Genomic DNA, 20243 nt, shown 5'->3' on the forward strand with positions numbered 1-20243 from the left:
AAAGTTATGGATTATTTAAACTCTCCTCTTGAATTAAAATCTGTTTCAGCAGTTGACGGTTTTTATAGTTGGAAAGATGAGTACAAATCAGAAGCGAAAAGTTTTGCCTTTTTGCCTGAAAAATTTAAAACAGTAAACAAAGATATTGAAGCATATTTTGTGTATAGTTGGCATTATGACAAACTAAATAAAGATGTAGACTTAATAAAAGTTATTTATAATATCCATTTATCTTCAAATGGAGAAAAATATGTCGTTAAAAATGAGATTGTTTTTAAATTGAAATCTGAATTAATTTTCAGAAGCCCAATACGATTTCATTAATTGGGATAAAAAACCGCTTACAACACTATATGATGTGATCATAGCTAATTAGTGATTAATCGAATGGTTCTTGTATATTTAGGATAGCGCAGTGATTTTAAAGCTGAATTAAAGTATAAAATCTGAGCAGAAATGTCGATGGTTAGGTAACATTTTGCCTCGCCAAGACACATATATTAAACGTTACCGCCAATTAAAAATGAATAAAATAAAACTCATATTGGGATTCTTAATTATCGGACTGAGTAGCTGTTCTAATACGGCAGACTCAAATAACTTGGACAGCGACGATTATGACAAAAAAGATGAAAGAATTAAAACTTTAGAAAAGGAAATCAAATCTTTCAGCGAAATCAAAAATGCCGAATTCGAATTATTTAATGTAAATGGATTTTCGAATAGTCGAACAACAGTGCCAGGAGCATCTTCATGGGACTACAAATTTGCCATTAAAGTAAATCCATCTGATATTGACAAATGGACTACAGGATTGATAAAAATTGAACTTAATGGGAGTAATAAAGAGTGGATGAATAAGATAATTGAGAAAAGAAAAAATGACTGGAAGACTAAAACCGAACCTGAATTTTATACAAGAAAAGAAGATAATGTAACGGTTGCAGTTTATAAATTAGAAGGAATTATCTTCAAACGAGTGATCAATAATTAAAAAGAAAAAGGCGGTAACAATGGCTATAAAGCATAGACCTGAGCAACCAAACCGTCCCTACGCTTCATAGTCAAAGCGTTATATGCAAATAAAACAAGTATGAAAATAAAATTTACTATTCTTTTTATAATATTTATTTCAATTCAATTATTCGGACAAAATGAATCCGAAAAAGAAGAAAACCTTAGGGCTAAAAATCAGATTGGAGAAAAACTAACATATGAATTTAACTTAGAAACAAATGATAGCATTTTGACTAATCAAGACTTCTATAATAAAAACGGAAAGCATATTAAAGATTTAAGATTTAACGAAAAAGGTGAAATAAGATATCGTTATGCTATTCAACTCGATTCAAAAGGGTTAATGGAAAAACAAACAGGTTATAAATTTGGAGAAATTTCAACTGTTCTAACTTATAAGTATGATAAGAATGGCAACAGAACAGATAACTTTCAACATAAACCAGATGGGACTTTGTTAATTCATCAGAAACGCATTTATAATAAAAAGAACTTAAATACTGAACTTCATAACAAACGAAAAAATAGTGAAGATTATTTTAGAAGTAGTCAGTACTATTATAATAAAGATGGTAAATATTCAAAAATTAAATCTTTCAATCCCAACGGGAAATTAATTCGTTTATCAGAATATGAATATAACAAAGAAGGAAATAAATCAAAAGTATATAATATCAAGGATGGTAATAAAGATCTAACTGTTTCGTATGAATATGACGAAAAAAGTAATTTAATTAAAAGATTGCTTATAAAAGCAAATAAGCATATTGAATATAAATATGATAATGAAAATAACTTAATCGAAGAAAAGACTTTCGAAAAGAATGTATTAACTAAAAAGATTAGGTTTTTTTATAAAAAAATTAGCACATAACAGTTTGTGTATTCCATATGCTCCCTTCGGGAAGCAAACGCAACATACAAGAAACGTTATACACAAGCAAAAAAATAAATGATAATTGGAAATAAAAACTCTTTTGCTGTAGAATTTACTCAATTTGATTCTGACTCAAAAATGGGTTACGGAAAAGTTTGGGTTCAAAATGAATTCTATGGAAGTAATGAATCATTGTATACTAAGTAGAACTGAATTACGTGAATTTACAAAAATAAAAGGTTTTGAAGATAAAGTTATTATTCCAAATGATGGAGAAATAATCAATTTATAAAAATACTACACACAACAAAGTATATAAAAAATAACTCACTAACTGCAAGACTAAAAGTTTTGTAGTTTTTTTATTACTATAGTTTTAACAATGAAAATATAGCAAATTAACACACTACGTTTCATATACAAGGAACGTTGTGTACAATTATAACAGAATAAATGGGGATATTTGATAAACTATTTAACAAAAAAAAGGAAGTAATGGATTTTCCTCCTAAACCTAAATGGAAACCGAATTTACCTATCGATTTGAATCTTATTTTAGAAAAATCTAAGTATTATACTGATAAAAAAATACAGATTGCAGTTTTTGAAAATGGAACTGTAATAATGTTTCCTAAAAGAGTTTCTGACATTAACTCTTCTGCTTTAGAAACACTTGATAAAATTTACAATGCTCATCCTGATTTTAACCCAACAGAAATGGATGATGGAAATTATACTATTCAATATAATGAGCCTGCCTTCAATATTGTTTTTAAAGAGGAAATTGAAAATCACTGGAAATATATTGACAAAAATCATCTTGATGGAATTTGCACTGACGAAGTTCTGATAAATGCAAATGGAGAACATAACGTATTTAATGAAATAGGTAAAATCTGTTTGTTTGGACGAAGTAAAATGTTTATGGATGCTCAGAATCCAAAAGTCATTTTGACATTTGACAACCTGGAAAAGTAACTGTAAACATAAAGTAAAAAAATCAATAAAAGTGTGATTATTTTTAAGTCTTGCGAATAATAAGTAAACTAACTTATTATAATATGGCAACTAGAAAAATTATCGGTATTGCATTTTCATTTATAGGTATTTTATTTAGCATAATCTTCCTATTACATTCAGACCTAAATACTAATTTAAAAGAATATTTTGATTTTTCTTTTAAGAGTTATTTCAGCTTATCCTATTTTAATCAAGTTTTGCCGCTAATTATTTGCTTAATTCTGTTCTATGGCGGCATATTGTTAATAATAAAACCTACAAAATCAAACCCTATCTTAGCCTTATTCGGATTTACAGTACTAGAGGAAATTGTGTTCAGTTGGTTTGGTGTAATTTCTATTGATTTCCCAACTTATATTGTCGCAATATTTTTTGCTAGTGCATTACTCTCATTATGGATTGCTTATTCAGACACTATTAACCAAAAACATTTATCATTAAAAGAAGGTGTTTCTAGTTTAATTCTTGGAACTTCAATTAACCTGTTCTCTAATTTCTTTTTTTTTTTTTTTAAAGTGTGATTATTCATTCTCCTTTTCGAATAATATATAAAACCAAGAGATATAGTTTCACAATGAGTAAATAATTATAAATTACAAAAGTACAATCACTTACAAATGATGGTAAATAAAAAAGAACAATTCATAAAAACGATAGATGAACATAAAAAAATCATCTATAAAATTGTGAATTCTTACTGTCCAAATAGAGATAACAGAAAAGACTTAGAACAAGAAATTATTATTCAGTTATGGAACGCATTTGATAAATATGATGACACCTATAAATACTCTACTTGGATGTATCGCATAGCCCTTAACGTTGCTATATCTTTTTATAGAAAAGAAAAAAAATGGTTTTCTAAAAGTGATTTTTATAATGAAGAATCTATTTTTAAAGTAGAAGAAGATACTAGTGAAGTGGAAACAGAATTAGATTATCATTTGAAATTATTACAAGAATTCATCCATAATCTAAACGAACTAAATAAAGCCTTAATGCTATTATACTTAGAGGAAAAAAGCTACGAAGAAATTGCAGAAATACTAGGCATTACAAAAACCAATGTCGCTACAAAAATTAGCAGAATTAAATTAAAATTAAAAAACGAATTTAAAAAAATACGGAAAAATGGAAGCAGGAGAGTTTAAAAAAATATTAGCAGCTTACGATACTAAACTAGATGAAAAATTAAGTTTGAACGTAGCTTCTTTTAAAAGTATCAATTTAGACAAATCAGAAAAGAGAACACTAAGTATTCTTAAGTACAGAATTACAGAAATTGTAGTTTTTTCTTTATTAGCATTGTTTATGGGAAATTATATTGCAAGTAATTGGAACCAATCACATTTAGCAATAAGTGGAATTATTGTTGGTATTTTCACTCTAATTGCGTTAGCTGGCAGTATAGGACAAGTTACTTTATTAAAACAAATTGACTTTGCAAAACCGATAGTTGATATAAGAAATAAGATAGAATTAGTAAATACTCACGGATTGTTATTTGTAAAGTTAATGTTTTTATCCACCCCAATATGGTGGTCTTTTATAGTGGTTGGTAGCGACTCTTTATTCAACATTGACTTATATGCAAATATGGATGCCGATTTTGTGCTAAAATACCTTATGGTTAATTCGTTATTAATTATCCCGTTAGTCTGGTTTTTAAATAAATTAACCTACAAAAACCTACATATTAAATGGGTAAGAAAAACGATAAGGTTATTTACAGGGTCAAAAACTATGAAAGCTTTAGAGTTTTTAAATGATATTGAGAAGTTTGAAAATTAATTAATTACTCTATACTATTATATTTGGTGCTGTGATTAGTTTCTCAAAAATATAAAAGAACGAACAGCCAACAACATATATAAAAAACAGCAGTTAAGGATTAAATTAAACGTTTATTTCTTTTCTACTATCTTTATTTCTAACAAAAAAGTAGCACTTAAAAATCCGCTACTTTTTATATACAAACCGTTGGCAATCATTAAATGAAAAGAATAATAAAAATAATAGGAATTCTTTTAATCCTATATCTCTTTATATCCTATATATTTCCAAAATATATAGCAGCTCCAATAGCAGCTTGGAATTCTCATCAAGTTTGGAAAGAACACGAAAAAAAATCACAAAAAATCTTAAATTCAGATGATTATGAAATAATTGGAGTTTATGAATTTAAAACTGAAAATAGAGAGGAAAATCATTTTGTTTTTATAGATACAGTCCAAAATAAGTTAACTGGGTTTTATTTCGGAACTGAAAGTAGTGGCGAACACGGAATTTCGCATTTTGGAAACCCATTATTGGATCTTAAACTTATTGAAAATAGAATTGAATTTGAGATTGGAGAAAGGGAACTTTATGAAACAACGAGAAATAAAATTTATAAACCATCTCAAAAACCAAAAGAAGAAACTTCTATCGGAATTTCAAAAAGCCCTCTAAGTTATTCTGGAAAATTGACAGAATTTGGATTCAAATTAACCTGTAAATCTGAGTTTTATGATTGTTGGGAGAATGAAATGGAGTTTAAAAGAATATACGATTAAAAAACGATTTGCCAACACTATATATGATGTCATGGCAGCAAAGTGATCAATTCAATGGTTATTGTATATTTATAAAGGTGCAATCCTTGCAAAAAGTAAAAGTTAGCAACCAATCTGCAGAAAAGTCGAAAAGCAAGGTAACATTTCGCCATACTACGACACAAATATTAAATACTATGGTATATAATGGAACAGACTTTCAATAAAAAGGAAATAAATTATCTGATTTTAGTAATTAAATTATTAATTCTAATATTCTTTATTTTTGTTTCAATTAGAGGTTATCAAGAAACTATTTTTGAATTGGATACTAACTATGGAAATCAATATAAATTGTCTGATTTCGTTCGATTAATAACAAGAAGAACATATTTCCGACCTTCCATCCTTTTATTATTCCCACTTATTGGCATTTTTATAAATAAAAAAATTGGTTGGATTTTTATCACATCATACTTTTACTTTCTACTGACTTGGCTAGTTTTTTCTACTATATCCAATGGACTAAATTATAATGAAGAAATACTATTTTTTGCTGTTGCATTGGTGCTAACATTAATATTTATTTGGATTATGAATCGAAAAAAAATCGTTGAGAAAGTTTACAATCTTAAAAAGAACGAAGTTTTGATTACCAATATAAAAGCTTCCTCTATTGGAATTTTCTTGACCTTATATCTTGCATGGACACAAATAATTTAGACGTACTGTAACAACGCGTATAATTAATTGCGGCGGAATTTCCTTATCGGAAATTCACTTCCATTAATTATTTTTTGCAGCAACAGAAGGTACTCGCGTACTTTCTCGAAACTAATCATACACAAACCGTTAGCATTAATTAAGAAGACTGAAATGAAAATTAGAGAAGCACATAGAAATGATTATACTATTTCTACTGACAAGGATAAATTAGATATTTTGAGCATTCACAAATTCCTTACAAACGAAACTGATTGGGCTAACGGAATTCCAATCAATACTTTGAAAACATCAATTGAAAACTCTTTGAATTTTGGGCTTTACTACGAAAAAAAGCAAATTGGCTTTGCTAGAATAATTTCAGACTATTCAACTATTGCATATTTAGGAGATGTTTATGTTCTAAAGGAATATAGAGGAAAAGGATTGAGTAAATGGTTGATAAATGAAATAATGAAACACCCCAATCTTCAAGGATTAAGACGCTGGATTTTATTAACAGATACAGCTGAATGGCTTTATAAAAAGTTTGGGTTTACAGAAATACCTAATCCCGAATTTTATATGGAGAAACATAATCCGAATGTATATAACGGAATAGATAAAACTAATGCCGACAATGGCTATAATTAATATGGGGTTTAAGGCTTAATCCAAAGTTTGAGTATATTTATAAAGCCCGAAAAATCTATCGGATTTTGCTTTGATAACAAAAAAAGAAAAAACAAAACAAACAGTTTTTGCTAAGTGCAAGTACGAAAGTTAGCGTTCTCATACTATCCGTACTACCTATAACCAAGACGTTACAGCATATATGAAAAAACCAATCATAACAATATTAACTGGAATTATTTTAATGGGATTATTTGGCTTCTTTAAAAAAAACAGAATAACGGAAAAAGATACTAAGTCAATAATTTTAGGAATGATTCTTCTTGAAGAGCCAAATTCATTTGACTTAAAAGGTACGGTAACTGAATTAAGAAAAAAATGGCACTTAAAAGTTGACGATACTGATGCCGACGATAAAGCTGCTATTTTAAAAATCAATGATTATACTATTGCTATTGCAAATATGGGGGTTTCTATTCCTGAAAATGAGGTTGAATCAGCCGCAGCATATAATTATTTCTGGAAAAATGGAGTTGAAGAAACCTCAAAACATAAAGGACATATACTATTAACGATAACTAATGCGGGTAAAAATGCTATTAAAGAAAATTTATTATATACTAAATTAGCGTCTTCTGTCATGAACAACAGTAAATCTTTAGGAATATATATTGGAGGAAGAACTTTAGTTTTGAAAAAGGAGTTTTATCAAGAAAATATTAAAATGATGTCTGAACAAGACCTTCCTTTATATAATTGGATTTATTTTGGGTTAAGAGATGAAAACGGAAAAAAATCTATTTATACATATGGTCTTAAGGACTTTGGTAAAAAAGAAATGGAAATCATTGATTCCAAAAACTCTTTTGAAGAACTTAATGAAATGATGTTTAATCTAACGCATTATGTAATTAGTTACAATGTCAAATTAAATGACGGAGAAACAATCGGAATTTCTGCTGATCAAAAACTAAAAATATCAGAATCGAAAGGAAAGTTTATTGATGGAAATACTTTAAAAATAGCATATTAAAAAACGTGCTGTAACACTATGTAAACCCAATGCTTTTAGTGCTATAAGGTAAGGGAGTTTTGTATTTGTGAGGTCGGCGACTCACATTGAGAAAAATAAAAATTCGGGTTTTCCCGCTGTGACTCCCAAGTTTTAATTTGGCTGTATTTATAAAAAACTAAACATAGAAATTATGTGGACTTAGCCCTACAATTGCAAGAGAAGCAATACGAATGTTAAAAAGTAAAAGCCTTTAACTTATCAACCAATAATCATAAAAATTGATGTATAAAAATTAAGTATCAGTTGTCCTATACAGACATAATAGCTACTATAATTGTTTTGGATTCAATGTGTTAATTAAGAGTTAATCTTAAACTGGATATAACATTTAGTTTCGTTTTTTGTAGGTTCAAGTCAGTTCTTTATTTAATAGAACTCGACCTATTAAATCACAATCACATAAAATCTTAAAATGAAAACTACTACCAAGTTAGCTTTACTCTGTTTACTCACATTCTGGGTAACTTTTAGTATCAATGCACAAGAAAAACCCAAAAACCCATTAAACGGATTAGAATTTAGAAATATTGGCCCGGCAATGACCTCGGGCAGAATCGCTGATATCGCCATTCATCCTGAAAATGAAAACATTTGGTATGTAGCTGTCGGTTCTGGTGGTGTATGGAAAACAACTAATTCTGGGACTACTTGGAAAGCCCTATTCGACAAACAAAAAGTATATTCAATCGGTTGTGTGACCATTGATCCTAATAACCCACATACCATATGGGTAGGAACCGGAGAAAATGTCGGAGGAAGACATGCCGGTTTTGGAGATGGTATATATGTAAGTCATGATGATGGTAAGACTTGGAAAAATATGGGATTAAAAAAATCTGAACACTTGTCAAAAATTATTGTACACCCAACTAATCCAGATATCCTTTGGGTGGCTTCTCAAGGGCCTCTTTGGAGTAAAGGTGGTGAACGTGGAGTTTATAAAACTACAGATGGTGGAAAAACATGGAAACGTACATTAGGAGATGAAGCATGGGTTGGCGCAACCGATATGCTTATCGATCCTAATAATCCCGATATATTATATGCAGCGACATGGCAAAGGCACAGAACGGTAGCCGGTTATTTAGGCGGTGGCCCTGGATCAGGACTTTACAAAAGTACTGATAGTGGAGAAACATGGAGAGCTCTTAAAACGGGTATTCCAAAGTCAAACTTAGGCAAAATAGGACTAGCAATGTCCCCCTTTAATCCAGAAGTTATTTATGCAGCTATCGAATTAGATAGGAGAAAAGGTGGTGTATATATGACAACAAATGGCGGAGAATCTTGGGCAAAACAATCAGATGCTGTTGGTGGTGGTACAGGACCACACTATTACCAGGAACTGATTGCTTCACCACATTATGAAGGCACCTTATATATGATGAATAATGCTGCTTTGATTTCAACAGATCACGGAAAAACCTTTACCAATATGAGTAGAACAAATCAGCATAGCGATAGCCATGCTTTGGTTTTTAAGAAATCTGACCCCAATTACTTATTGATTGGTACAGATGGTGGTTTATATGAAAGTTTTGACAATACAAAAAGTTGGAAATATGTAAGAAACTTACCTATTACACAATATTTTAAAATTGCAGTAGATGATGCCCTCCCCTTTTATAATGTATATGGAGGTACCCAAGATAATGGATCACATGGTGGTCCTTCAAGAACTATTAGTTCTGATGGTATTGCAAGTGCAGATTGGTGGAAAACGCTTGGAGCAGATGGAGCTCAAACTGCCACAGAGCCAGGTAATCCAGACATTACCTACGGAGAATTTCAACAAGGTGCATTATGGAGAATAGATAGTAAAACTAGAGAAAGCGTATTTATTCAACCACAAGCAAGAGAAGGTGATCCTTATGAACGCTTTAATTGGGATGCTCCAATTGTAGTAAGTTCACATAATCCTAAAAGATTATATTTTGCCTCGCAACGCGTTTGGAAGTCTGAAAACCGCGGAGATGCTTGGGAACCAATTTCAGGTGACTTAACCTTGAATCAAGAAAGAATGACCTTCCCATATTATGGCACATCTCAAAGTTGGGATAATGCTTGGGACGTATTTGCCATGTCTAACTACAATACGATTACCTCTTTAGCAGAATCACCAAAGCAAGAAGGCTTGATTTATGCTGGTACCGATGATGGACTCATCCAAGTAACAGAAGATGGAGGAGCTAATTGGAGGAAATTCTCTCTAAATACTATAAAAGGAGTCCCTACCACACCATTTGTGAATGATGTTCGTGCAGATCTTTTTGATGCTAATATCGTATATGCAGCTTTAGACAATCACAAGTATGGCGATTATAAACCTTATATTATTAAAAGTAGTGACAAAGGAAAAACCTGGTCTTTGATCAATGGCGACCTGCCAAACAAGCTATTGATATGGAGACTCGTACAAGATCACATTAAAAAGGATTTGTTATTTGCCGCAACAGAATTTGGTGTATATGTTACCCTGAATGGAGGCAAAAACTGGATAAAATTAGAAGGTGGAATGCCGACAATTCCAATTCGAGATATTACAATACAAAGACGTGAAAATGATTTAGTAGCTGGATCATTTGGTAGAGGTATATTCATTTTGGACAATATTGCTCCTTTACGTGAATACAATGCAAATTTGAACTCTACAGAAGCAAAACTTTTTCCTGTAAAACCAGTACAATGGTATCGACAATCTAGTAGAGTTGGTAGTCAGGGTGATGCTGAGTGGATTGCTAAAAATCCTCCTTTCGGAGCTAATTTTACCTATTTTATGGCAGACAAAATCAAATCTAAAAAAGATATCAGAAAGGAAAAAGAAAAAAAGGGAACCGCTAAATTTCCAGGCTGGAATGCTCTAGAAAAAGAAAACAGGCAAAACGGTCCTTCAATCCTTTTGGTAATTAAAAACGCTAATGGAGATGTAATTAATACTGTAAAAGGTACTAACAAAAAAGGGTTTAATCGGGTAAATTGGAATCTGAGTTACCCAAGTAAAAGTGGGGAACGATTAGAAGTTCCCAAAGCTCGACGTGGATTTCGAAATGGAGGTGTACTAGTTACTCCTGGCAATTACACCGTAACTTTAGTAAAACGCATTGATGGTGTAAACACGGTTTTACAGGGTCCTGAATCTTTTAAAGTAGAACCATTGTTTGATACCCCAGCCTTACCTAGAAAGTCATTCAAAGAAATGGATGCATTTAGAGATGCTGCTTTTGCATTCCAACAAGACTTAACAGCAACAACTATTGCATTGTCTACAAGTCAAAAAACTATTAGTGCTATGTTAAGAGCTCTGGACAAAGCCATAACACCTTCTGATGATTTATATAAACGATTACACACTACCAAAAACGCATTATTAGATATTGAAAAAGAATTTCAAGGAGATAAAACAAAAGAAGAAGTTGGAGAACGCTCAAATCCTACCGCTAGCGAGGGTAACGCTATAAGTTGGAGAGCTTTTGGAAATACATACGGACCAACAGAAGAACATAAGGGCTTCTTAAATCGTGTACAAAGTCAACTCAAAAAGGTAAAAGCTAAATTACTACCCATCATTAACTCAACACTTCCTGAACTTGAAAGTGATTTGAAGAAAAATGGAGCACCTTGGGTAGAAGGGCAAGGACTAATTAAGAATTAAAAACATCCCCAGAAAGATTACATAAAAAAGCCTGAATAAAATATTCAGGCTTTTTCTTTTAAATTATCACGTCCTAAAATAAGTTCACAAAAAATCAACTTATTTATAAAACATAAAGGAAATCTTCAACTTATACATTTCTTGTTCTCGAATGATTATAGATTATAAAAAGTTAATTGTGCTTTTACAGAGATCAATAAAATTTGTAAAAACTGTACTATATCTTGATTATAGTTCAACATACCAAACAAAGTTTTACATAAACTGTATTTTATGAGCTTTATTTTTTGTTATAGACTTGTATTCACAAGATACGGGTTGGGGACCTCAACTTCTGGCAAATAAATATCTTTTAATGCTACAACCATTTTACAATAAATGTGATAGGCAATTTCGTTATCACCTCTCTTTATTGCTTCTACACATTGTCTAATAACTTTATATAACCAAGCAAGGATTTCCTCTTCATCTTTTCTACTTTTTATAACACTTACTATCTGTGGAGAATATTTATAATAAGTTGCAATTAACGAACTTCCATTTTCTTTATTCTTCAGATAGGTATCTCGAAAATCTCGTAAAGTCGTTAGTTCTTCACAATTGTCTGGTAATCCTTTTGCCTCTACACAAGCTGTGGTTAGATAACATTTACTTTTATTTTTTTCTTGTTCAGCAACTTTTCTAAGTACTCCTTCAACAGCATTCCTGTGTATATGTCCATACTCATTGTAATATTCCTCAAACGTACTCATAGTAAGCATATGATCAAATGCAGCAAAGTAAATACCGTACATTTCTTTACTTTTTTCTTGCTTTTTCATTTCACCTTTTACTTTTAAAAAGGAAGGTTTTGCAAGAATAAAACTATTCCACTCAAATCTCTCTTGTATAATCGATCGTCTTGTCTCACCATCACCTTTTTCATATTCCTGAGTTAGTTTGTCACCAAGATCCTCAAAGCCATAATCTTTGGGTGACTTTTTCATAATTGCACCCGACTTGTAATCACTTTCAACCTGTATAAAACTTCCAGTTTGAGCTGCATTGGCTGTCTCAAAAATTAAATTAGATAGAATCATTGCTGGATGGCCTTCCATATTAAAATAGGCCGAATCATCTTTGAAATATGCTTCGGAAGTCCCCCCACCCTTTTTTGGTTTAGGCTTATATTTAAGGTCTTCCCCAAAATGTTCTTGTGTTTGTTCATTCGCACTTTCTCTCAAAGCTGCAAATTCTTCAGATCCTTCTGTTAATCCTTGAGCAAATGTTTCCGGATCCAGATCAGTTTTAGACCCAAATCCGACATTTACCTCGTCCCATACTCCTGCTAGTTGAATTACATTACTTTTGGTTAAACGTTGGATTGGATTAGTCTCTGCTATTGTTTCTAATTGGGTTGTTTGTTTAGTTTGAAGGCTATTATCCGCCATTTCCTGTAGTTTTCGTTGAGTAACAGTTTCAGGTCTATTATCGGTAAACTGAAAAGTAGATTCGCCACCACCTTGTTTCTGAGAAATGGTATTTGCTACCGATTGATTTTTGTTGTCATGCGATTTATCAGCATGTGTATTCATACTTTTTCTTTTAAAGTTTACCTATTACTTGTTACACTTACTTCCCAAAGGAAATATATGCATTATACAAATTGTTACTTATTTTTTTATTTCGGTTTCAAATAGTAAAATTTCATTTAAAGAATCATCTTTTCAGTAATAGACTTTGAAAATAGAATTTTTGTTTTCAAATGCTAAAACCTGTAAATCAATAGTTTTCAATATGTATTAGATAACATGAATCTGGATATTCTTTTGGCCCTTACCTACTCTGTTAATTATCGGTTTCTCAAAATCCAATTTACACATTGTATATAAGTTGCTCCACCTTTCTGGCTTTGAGGTGGCACATTTCTCTGAGCACGAAGTTGTCTCAAAATCTTGTTCCTTGTACGGCCATCGAAGTTGATACGGGTTTCAGCTAATCCGCCAAACTTCACATGGTCTCCGTAATGCACATGCCAGTAGGCACCTTCCCCAGCGTCATATGCATTGGCACCACCAGCCAATTGAAATACGATTTGTTGTTGTTGCGAAGTATACGCGTCTGTCATTGCTTGCAACTGCGCTACTTGTTGAGCTTGCTGGCTATTATTAGCCATCTCTTGTAGTTTTCTTTGTGTAATTGTACCAAGTCGATTATCAACAAACTGAAACGTAGACTTGCTACTACTTTGCTTTTGAAAAACAGAATTTGCAACCGATTGGTTTTTAATTTCATTCAGTCTATTAGCGTGCGTATTCATATTTTGTTCTTTAAAGTTGGTCTTTATCTACATCTTTTGTACGAGGTGTTTACTTCTTAAAGAGTTCATATACAATATACGAATTATTACAGTGCATTTTTAATTTATATTTCACACTAAGACACCGATAGTAAAAAAGTAATCATGAATTGTATCTATTATTATACGTCGCTACTTTATGGCTTTAATGAGGTTATTCTTGGCTAACTCTAAAATATCATGTAATTCTTTTAAAGATATTTCTTTTGCATTATTAAAATCTACCAAAACATGATCATATTTTTTAGGGTATTTTTCTTGTATAGCTTCTCTAACAAATTTTACTGCAGGTCGTAAATGGCGGTATTCTCCATCAACTATAACAGATGATTCATAGAGTGCACAGAATAGACTATACGTATCGCTTGATTCGCATACTCGATTATCATTTTTATTCCACCTTTTCGTGACTTTTAGAAGCTCAATCGTATTTTCAATAATTTGTACTTCAATCGCACTAGGTTTGAACCAATTTCCTTGTAATTGTGCGTCTTGAAAGTTAAACTCCTTAATAACTATAGGTAATATTTTTGTACCGTCCTCAAAATTCCCTGCATAATACCCATTTGCATATTGAATAAGAGTTGCTATTCGTTCTGGCATATTGGGCCAGGAGATCTCTACAAACCTTTGAACTGTATCGTTTTTTAAGACAGTGAATTCCATGGTAGGTTTTCCGTAAGGGGCAAGAATTATACGAGACAGTGCACGACCATTTCTAAGGATAGTATACCTTCCTTGACACACTTTTCCGTTATCATCTGTATATGTCCCGAACCAGAGTTCTTCTTTCTGAGCAAAAGTAGTACTAGAGAAGAAAAACAGCACTACTAAAAGAAGTAGATTTGAATACAATATTGATTTGATTTTTTTGATTGATGATTGCATGATTTCTATATTTAAATGATTAAATATAAGAGTCTTATCATATCAAAATGTTACAGTTTGATCAAGTAATAAATTGCATTCTGAAAATAAGGTAGTTAAAAATTGCACGTAACGGTTCTGGTATTTATTTCTGTTTCTCTAAAGAGCATTTCGAAGCATTGCGTCTGATAATATGCTTCCTGCAATTAAAAAATAAACAAATAAAAAGAAACGTAACCTCCCACTCGCTGCCTTTATAGGTTCAGAAATTTTAGCGTCATACAAATCATAAGGAAGACTTTTGCCTGTTGATCTTTCTTTACTAAATGCATTATCGGCACTAAAAGCAAGTAACAGAAGTGGATATTTAAGATACGTAACGAGCAGCTCATCTATCATAAGAACGGTTGTGTTTTGATTGACACGTTCTGTAATGGTAAAAACCAAATAAACAACCAAACCGATTAAGAGAGAAAAAATTGAAGTAGTGATTCCTTTTTCATATTTTTTTAATAGATTATTTTTTTTGTGGACATATGTTAAAAGTAAAATTCTTAATAGTTGTGCAACAATAGTAATTAAAACAATTTCACCGATATACATAAAGTATTCAGAATGATAAGGGTCAATATTCCAACGTATATTTATGGAAACAATAATCAATGTGATTGCTATAAAACGTAGTACTAAAATAGGTATGCTATGCGTTATAAATTGCTTTTCTAAATATTTTCCTAAAAGAAATAGTGTTAGAAAAATTATAATAATTTTATAAATATCGAAATTAACCACTGTTTGAATAAAACTATTGGTTTTCAAAACAGGTGTTAGGTATGCCGCCAGTAACGCACTTGCAAACCAGAGTAGTAGTAGTATTGTATAAGTAAGCAAAAGAAATTTTATTTTTTCTTGTAACGTAGCATTCTGTTTTGTGTTTGTTATCATTGATTAAATAAATTTTGTGACTAATTTTTAATCTTGATTTTTTAATATTGGGATAAGATACTTCAATACAATGTCGAAAGGTAATTTCCCTTTCCAGTTTCCGTAGTTACTTCCGGTAAAAGTGATGACAGCATTGTAATCTTCCAACACCATCATATATTGACCGCCATTTCCAGAGGCAAAAAGCACTTCAGTTTGGATCTCTTTATATTGCAATACTTCTCGATACCAGAAGTAGCCGTACTTAGCTGAAGTAGTGATAGCATTCTTTATACCCGACCAATACAAAAATGACATTCCTACTTCTATTTCACAATTGGTAGATTCTTTGATCCAGTCGCTACTAATTACTGGCTTTCCCTTCCATATTCCTTTATTAGCCACCAGAATAGCTATTTTCAACATATCCAATGGTTTCATATATGATGATCCTGCGGCATAGCCTCTTCCATCTGGTGTAATCTCCCACTGGCATTTATCTATCCCAATAGGTTCGAAGAGGTACTTATCCGCAAAATCCATTAGTGTTTGACCACTGGTTCTTGATATAATTATTCCGATCAGATCAGGTTCCATAGAAGAATACTCCCATTTTGTTCCAGGTTCGTGTCGTAACGGGATATTAAGAATATAATCAAGCCAATCGTCTGTTTCATACATCTCTGATTCACAGTCAGGCCCCTTATCAAAGAAGCCTTCACAAGCCAAGCCAGATCTCATTTCTAATAAATCTTTTACCTTGATTTTGCCTCGGGAGTCATTTGCCCATTCGGTAATAAATTGCCCTATTTCATCTTCTACTTTAAAAAAGCCCTGTTCTATTGCGATCCCAGCTAATAAACTTGTGATAGATTTAAATGAGGACCTGGTTTCGTGGGGCTTATTTTTGTCGAAACCATTGAAATATTCTTCAATAATTATTTTGTTATTCTGAGCAACAATGATTGCATCAATATTGGGATATTGATCCGTACCTATATGTTGTTTAAGTTCTATAATTTGATCATTTTTTGATGGTTGACTATAACAACTCAAAGTCAAAAACAATAATGATAGGCCTAAAACATGTTGAACTTTATTCTTTTTGTGTTTCATAAGTGCAGATAACAATTCGTACAAGAGAAGTAGTAGATTAAAAATTATAACTTTTCATATAGCAAGATACCCAAAAAACAATAGCAGTTCAAATTGTCACTCAAACTACTATTTTTTTGGCTTAGATGCTCTATTTATAGCAATACTATTCTTTTACCTGTGCATAAAAGTTTCTTTACAGTTTATTGGTTTTTCATATTGCTTCTTCTACTTTGTTAAGCATAAATAATTCATAGTGAATATTGTGATTCCTATTACTCATGTACATTTAGTTAGTCTGTTTTTTTTAAAATTGGTAATGAAACAAAATTCAGAATTGTAGATGTTTTAATTGTACTAATTAATTTGTTATTTAGGTAATTTTCTTAAGCCATATTTATAAACATAAACAATAAACCCAAATATTATTAGCATTCCCAGAGCAGACGGAATATACTGACTATGTGGTTGGTATTTTTCAAAGACAGTACCGATAAATGCAGCTAAAAGAGCTGAAAAAGCACTAGTCATTTTGTAAATATGCTCATAAATCCATACACGATGTTTTAGGTATTTTTTTCTTGGAATTAAATACCTCATAAAATCATAGCTGATTATAAAAAGTAGCGCGCCTACTGTGCTATATATTATTATAGGAGACCAAATCATACCAATAGACTTGAAGTAATATAAAAAGTATGCCAAGGTTAAAAGACTAATTATAGCAACGATAATATCAATCCTCTTAGGAATATTTGATTTTAATAATAGTGTTCTATATCCAGAAAAAGCAACATATCCACTTAATACTGTTATGACTAGTAAGAACGTATTTCTTTTAAAAACAAATACACCTATAAAGCCTGTTAGAATAACTATCGAAATAAATCTTAGAAAATATTTTCCGCTAGTATTGTGTATTTTATCGCCCTTAATGCTAATTAAAGCAATTAACCCAAGCAATAGTCCAATTGAGCCAGTTATGATATGTAGTAAAATGTTCGACTTATGTAGTATTTCCATGTCTTAGATTTGGTTAGTTAAATAGATTCTCACTAGAGCAATCAACACGACCCAAATAACTGAAATATAATGAGTCACGAAATCTAAATATGGTGAATAGCCAAGAATACTGGTGAATGGTACTGAAAAAAGTGTGAGCGAATTTTAATAAATTTAATAAAAGAGATATTGCTCTAAATCTATTAACTAATTGTTACTCGATCTTAATAAGTTTACGAATGGTTGTAGAGTAACCTTTACTGCTGGCAATTGGATCTAATCCATTATTAAAGACTATAAGATAACGACCGTTAAAATGGGGTTTGATCTGCTCGATATGACTTTTATTTACAATGTACTTCCTGTGTACTCTTGAAAAATTTTTATCTAATCGTTTTTCAAGAAAGAGTAGAGAATAATCACATAGCCTTTTTTCTCCTAATAAATTATGTACAAATGAGTAGTTATCAAAGGCCTCAAAATAGGATATATCTCGAATTGGAATTAAAAAGATATTTTCACCTTGCTTTACTGGAATACTCGTAATTGCATCGGTCTCATCTAAAAACTTGTCCGTTTTATTTTTTTGATCTTGTAAAGTCTTTTGATTTTCAATAGACTTGAGGTTTTTATTTTTTTGAAAATCATATTTAAAAAAACTATACCCCAGCACTAAAGAGATAATACCATTAAAAAAATACATTTTACCAGCAGACAATGGTTTGAACTGTTGACTGTGAAAAACTAATGATCTTATTACATGTTCTACCTCTGACGCTAATACACCAACCAAAAAGAAAGCTAAAGATATAAATAGGTAAAATTTAATTCTTGTTTTAAAATAGAACTTAAACCAAGATTTATTTAATCCAATAATTATTAAAGTGTACCCAATAAGAAAGCTTGTTGACACAGACTGAATAATCCATTGAATCCAGTTTAGATCCTCGTTTATACTATAATTAGCGGTGCCTATACCAAGACCTACAAATACAATGTGCGGAATAAATCGATTCGCTTGTTTAAAATAAAATGGTATAGCCATTAGTATTATATAATCTATAATTTGCTTAAATCGTTCTTCCCCCAACTTAGCATACTGTATACCTAATCAAGAAAAGAGAAGCAACAAATCAAAAATGCTAATTTTTCACTTAGCAAGATACCTAAAAAAGAAATAGTAGTTCAACTTGTTACTCAAACAGTTATTCCTTTTACACCTTATTGGTACTAGTTTTATTTTTTTATCTGCACATGAAAATTTCTTCAAATTGCAAATTTTAGTATAGCACTTCCAACTCCATCAACTCACAACTAATATCTGTTCGTTGTACCCCACTTACACGAAATAAAGCATTAAAATGTTGTGATTTACCTTGAAGTTGCTTTTTAAACTTAGTAAGCCATTCTTTATTCGTAAATTTTCGTACAGTCGCCATAACTCCAATATCATTATTAGACACAAAATATATTGCGCTTTTTCCTGGACTAAGAGATGAATATGAAACCATAGCATATTCTATTTTTTGAGTAGTTCCAAACTCAGTATTATAGATTTTTTCAGCGTTATTGTTTTTGTATTTAAAACCATCTCCAAAAGTGGTAAACACTTTACTATCTTTTAGAAATAATGATTTTGATAAGTTCATAGTTTTGTATTGTCCTACAAACAAAATGTTATGGTTTTGTACATCTTCGTATTTTAGTTTACTTTCCAGTTCAAGTTGAAAATCTACACCTTCTGAATTAAACCATTTACTCAAAGTTTTAACTGTATATGGTGCCATTTTAGACATGAGTGTATAATCCGTCGTTTTTAATTCTTTGCCACCATGTTTTTGTGTATATTTAATAAAGTCATTATGATTATTGATTTCTGGATATGAAATCCCATATGTTTGACCATCAGACAGTTTTTCATAAACAATAAACTGGTCAGAAATGACTAGTAAGTTTTGGCTATTCTTATCAAAATAAGCCTCCCAAACAAAATCCGGTTTTTTAACAGCTGTTCTAATAACAAAAAAAGCAACTACAACAAGAAGTAGCCCCCCTATGAGCTTAAGGTATTTGGTTTGAATTGATATAGATTCTTTATTATTGGGTTTAGTTTTATAGTATTCTTCAGTCGATAAAAAACTTAAATTGTATTGTCCTTTATTAATTTGAAATATTACATCCTCATTTTCTATAGTTTCAGCATAGTATTCCTCTATTTTTTTACGAAGCTTATACATATAAGAACGAACTGTACTATTACGTTTGTTTTCAGAGTAATCGATTCCGTAAAGGTCACTACCAATTGTAACTTCATTTAATTCTTCTCCACTAATAGTTTTTTCAACTAAGTATTTCAACAAGTCCACATGAGTAGGTGAGTTTACAAATAATTTATGTGAGCAAATCCGATTTAGTGCTTCTTTAATAACTCTTTTTTTGTTTTCGGTAATCATACTACACAAAAATACTACGATTTTCTAATAAAGCACACATTACATTATACAATT

At 31.0% G+C, this 20243-nt stretch carries 20 protein-coding genes; 12 read left to right on the plus strand and 8 right to left on the minus strand.

The window, feature by feature from the left end; all coding sequences use genetic code 11:
* From AWE51_RS18310 to AWE51_RS18370, 12 genes are all read left to right on the plus strand, one after another.
* The coding region (locus AWE51_RS18310; RefSeq protein WP_157766172.1) for a hypothetical protein at positions 1-324 on the plus strand (324 nt) is incomplete at its 5' end.
* A gap of 199 nt (positions 325-523) precedes the next feature.
* Positions 524-994, plus strand: coding sequence for a hypothetical protein (locus tag AWE51_RS18315; RefSeq protein WP_066316494.1), 471 nt, complete (start codon positions 524-526; stop codon positions 992-994).
* A gap of 99 nt (positions 995-1093) precedes the next feature.
* Positions 1094-1891 carry a hypothetical protein gene (locus AWE51_RS18320; protein WP_066316497.1) on the plus strand — a complete coding sequence of 266 codons (798 nt, stop codon included), beginning with the start codon at positions 1094-1096 and terminating at the stop codon, positions 1889-1891.
* A 456-nt stretch (positions 1892-2347) separates the two neighbouring features.
* Positions 2348-2872: a hypothetical protein gene (locus AWE51_RS18325; RefSeq protein WP_066316500.1), complete on the plus strand. Its 525-nt coding sequence runs from the start codon at positions 2348-2350 to the stop codon at positions 2870-2872.
* Between the two features lie 83 nt (positions 2873-2955).
* Positions 2956-3435 (plus strand): hypothetical protein, encoded by a 480-nt coding sequence (locus AWE51_RS18330; protein WP_066316502.1) that lies wholly within the window; start codon positions 2956-2958, stop codon positions 3433-3435.
* 96 nt (positions 3436-3531) lie between these two features.
* Positions 3532-4065, plus strand: coding sequence for an RNA polymerase sigma factor (locus AWE51_RS18335; RefSeq protein ID WP_066316503.1), 534 nt, complete (start codon positions 3532-3534; stop codon positions 4063-4065).
* Entirely contained in the window at positions 4046-4705 is a 660-nt protein-coding gene (locus AWE51_RS18340; protein WP_066316504.1) for a hypothetical protein, read from the plus strand. The genes AWE51_RS18335 and AWE51_RS18340 overlap by 20 nt, the downstream gene beginning before the upstream one ends.
* Positions 4706-4908: 203 nt before the next feature.
* A complete protein-coding gene (locus AWE51_RS18345; RefSeq protein ID WP_066316506.1) occupies positions 4909-5469 on the plus strand; it encodes a hypothetical protein in 561 nt (186 codons plus the stop codon).
* Positions 5470-5655: 186 nt separating this feature from the next.
* Positions 5656-6171, plus strand: a complete 516-nt coding sequence (locus AWE51_RS18355; RefSeq protein WP_066316510.1) for a hypothetical protein — start codon at positions 5656-5658, stop codon at positions 6169-6171.
* Between the two features lie 153 nt (positions 6172-6324).
* Positions 6325-6804 carry a GNAT family N-acetyltransferase gene (locus tag AWE51_RS18360; protein ID WP_066316512.1) on the plus strand — a complete coding sequence of 160 codons (480 nt, stop codon included), beginning with the start codon at positions 6325-6327 and terminating at the stop codon, positions 6802-6804.
* Between the two features lie 181 nt (positions 6805-6985).
* Entirely contained in the window at positions 6986-7816 is an 831-nt protein-coding gene (locus tag AWE51_RS18365) for a DUF4261 domain-containing protein (RefSeq protein WP_232517411.1), read from the plus strand.
* 454 nt (positions 7817-8270) lie between these two features.
* Positions 8271-11510, plus strand: a complete 3240-nt coding sequence (locus AWE51_RS18370; protein WP_066316514.1) for a WD40/YVTN/BNR-like repeat-containing protein — start codon at positions 8271-8273, stop codon at positions 11508-11510.
* 290 nt (positions 11511-11800) lie between these two features.
* Here the strand turns inward: AWE51_RS18370 and AWE51_RS18375 are convergent, their stop codons facing one another.
* The 8 genes from AWE51_RS18375 to AWE51_RS18410 form a co-directional block, all read right to left on the minus strand.
* Positions 11801-13084: a CFI-box-CTERM domain-containing protein gene (locus tag AWE51_RS18375; protein WP_066316516.1), complete on the minus strand. Its 1284-nt coding sequence runs from the start codon at positions 13082-13084 to the stop codon at positions 11801-11803.
* A 257-nt stretch (positions 13085-13341) separates the two neighbouring features.
* The gene (locus AWE51_RS18380) at positions 13342-13809 is read right to left on the minus strand and encodes a hypothetical protein (RefSeq protein WP_066316517.1); all 468 of its coding nucleotides are present in this window, start codon (positions 13807-13809) and stop codon (positions 13342-13344) included.
* A gap of 171 nt (positions 13810-13980) precedes the next feature.
* Positions 13981-14736 carry a hypothetical protein gene (locus AWE51_RS18385; protein WP_066316518.1) on the minus strand — a complete coding sequence of 252 codons (756 nt, stop codon included), beginning with the start codon at positions 14734-14736 and terminating at the stop codon, positions 13981-13983.
* A gap of 138 nt (positions 14737-14874) precedes the next feature.
* Positions 14875-15660, minus strand: a complete 786-nt coding sequence (locus AWE51_RS18390; protein WP_066316520.1) for a hypothetical protein — start codon at positions 15658-15660, stop codon at positions 14875-14877.
* Between the two features lie 27 nt (positions 15661-15687).
* Positions 15688-16755 (minus strand): serine hydrolase domain-containing protein, encoded by a 1068-nt coding sequence (locus AWE51_RS18395; RefSeq protein WP_157766173.1) that lies wholly within the window; start codon positions 16753-16755, stop codon positions 15688-15690.
* Positions 16756-17103: 348 nt separating this feature from the next.
* Positions 17104-17757 (minus strand): hypothetical protein, encoded by a 654-nt coding sequence (locus tag AWE51_RS18400; RefSeq protein WP_066316523.1) that lies wholly within the window; start codon positions 17755-17757, stop codon positions 17104-17106.
* 193 nt (positions 17758-17950) lie between these two features.
* Positions 17951-18781 (minus strand): LytR/AlgR family response regulator transcription factor, encoded by an 831-nt coding sequence (locus AWE51_RS18405; protein ID WP_066316526.1) that lies wholly within the window; start codon positions 18779-18781, stop codon positions 17951-17953.
* 235 nt (positions 18782-19016) lie between these two features.
* Positions 19017-20093, minus strand: coding sequence for a helix-turn-helix domain-containing protein (locus AWE51_RS18410; protein ID WP_232517412.1), 1077 nt, complete (start codon positions 20091-20093; stop codon positions 19017-19019).
* Positions 20094-20243: the final 150 nt, after the last annotated feature.

The organism is Aquimarina aggregata (assembly GCF_001632745.1).
GTDB classification, from domain to species: domain Bacteria; phylum Bacteroidota; class Bacteroidia; order Flavobacteriales; family Flavobacteriaceae; genus Aquimarina; species Aquimarina aggregata.

Excerpts from the sequence above, each read along its gene's own strand:
- AWE51_RS18405 (WP_066316526.1), bottom strand. The coding sequence starts at position 18,781 with ATGGCTATACCATTTTATTTTAAACAAGCGAATCGATTTATTCCGCAC.
- AWE51_RS18340 (WP_066316504.1), top strand. The coding sequence starts at position 4,046 with ATGGAAGCAGGAGAGTTTAAAAAAATATTAGCAGCTTACGATACTAAA.
- AWE51_RS18315 (WP_066316494.1), top strand. The coding sequence starts at position 524 with ATGAATAAAATAAAACTCATATTGGGATTCTTAATTATCGGACTGAGT.
- AWE51_RS18395 (WP_157766173.1), bottom strand. The coding sequence starts at position 16,755 with ATGAAACACAAAAAGAATAAAGTTCAACATGTTTTAGGCCTATCATTA.
- AWE51_RS18390 (WP_066316520.1), bottom strand. The coding sequence starts at position 15,660 with ATGATAACAAACACAAAACAGAATGCTACGTTACAAGAAAAAATAAAA.
- AWE51_RS18375 (WP_066316516.1), bottom strand. The coding sequence starts at position 13,084 with ATGAATACACATGCTGATAAATCGCATGACAACAAAAATCAATCGGTA.
- AWE51_RS18330 (WP_066316502.1), top strand. The coding sequence starts at position 2,956 with ATGGCAACTAGAAAAATTATCGGTATTGCATTTTCATTTATAGGTATT.
- AWE51_RS18355 (WP_066316510.1), top strand. The coding sequence starts at position 5,656 with ATGGAACAGACTTTCAATAAAAAGGAAATAAATTATCTGATTTTAGTA.
- AWE51_RS18385 (WP_066316518.1), bottom strand. The coding sequence starts at position 14,736 with ATGCAATCATCAATCAAAAAAATCAAATCAATATTGTATTCAAATCTA.
- AWE51_RS18365 (WP_232517411.1), top strand. The coding sequence starts at position 6,986 with ATGAAAAAACCAATCATAACAATATTAACTGGAATTATTTTAATGGGA.
- AWE51_RS18380 (WP_066316517.1), bottom strand. The coding sequence starts at position 13,809 with ATGAATACGCACGCTAATAGACTGAATGAAATTAAAAACCAATCGGTT.
- AWE51_RS18400 (WP_066316523.1), bottom strand. The coding sequence starts at position 17,757 with ATGGAAATACTACATAAGTCGAACATTTTACTACATATCATAACTGGC.
- AWE51_RS18370 (WP_066316514.1), top strand. The coding sequence starts at position 8,271 with ATGAAAACTACTACCAAGTTAGCTTTACTCTGTTTACTCACATTCTGG.
- AWE51_RS18345 (WP_066316506.1), top strand. The coding sequence starts at position 4,909 with ATGAAAAGAATAATAAAAATAATAGGAATTCTTTTAATCCTATATCTC.
- AWE51_RS18325 (WP_066316500.1), top strand. The coding sequence starts at position 2,348 with ATGGGGATATTTGATAAACTATTTAACAAAAAAAAGGAAGTAATGGAT.
- AWE51_RS18320 (WP_066316497.1), top strand. The coding sequence starts at position 1,094 with ATGAAAATAAAATTTACTATTCTTTTTATAATATTTATTTCAATTCAA.
- AWE51_RS18335 (WP_066316503.1), top strand. The coding sequence starts at position 3,532 with ATGATGGTAAATAAAAAAGAACAATTCATAAAAACGATAGATGAACAT.
- AWE51_RS18360 (WP_066316512.1), top strand. The coding sequence starts at position 6,325 with ATGAAAATTAGAGAAGCACATAGAAATGATTATACTATTTCTACTGAC.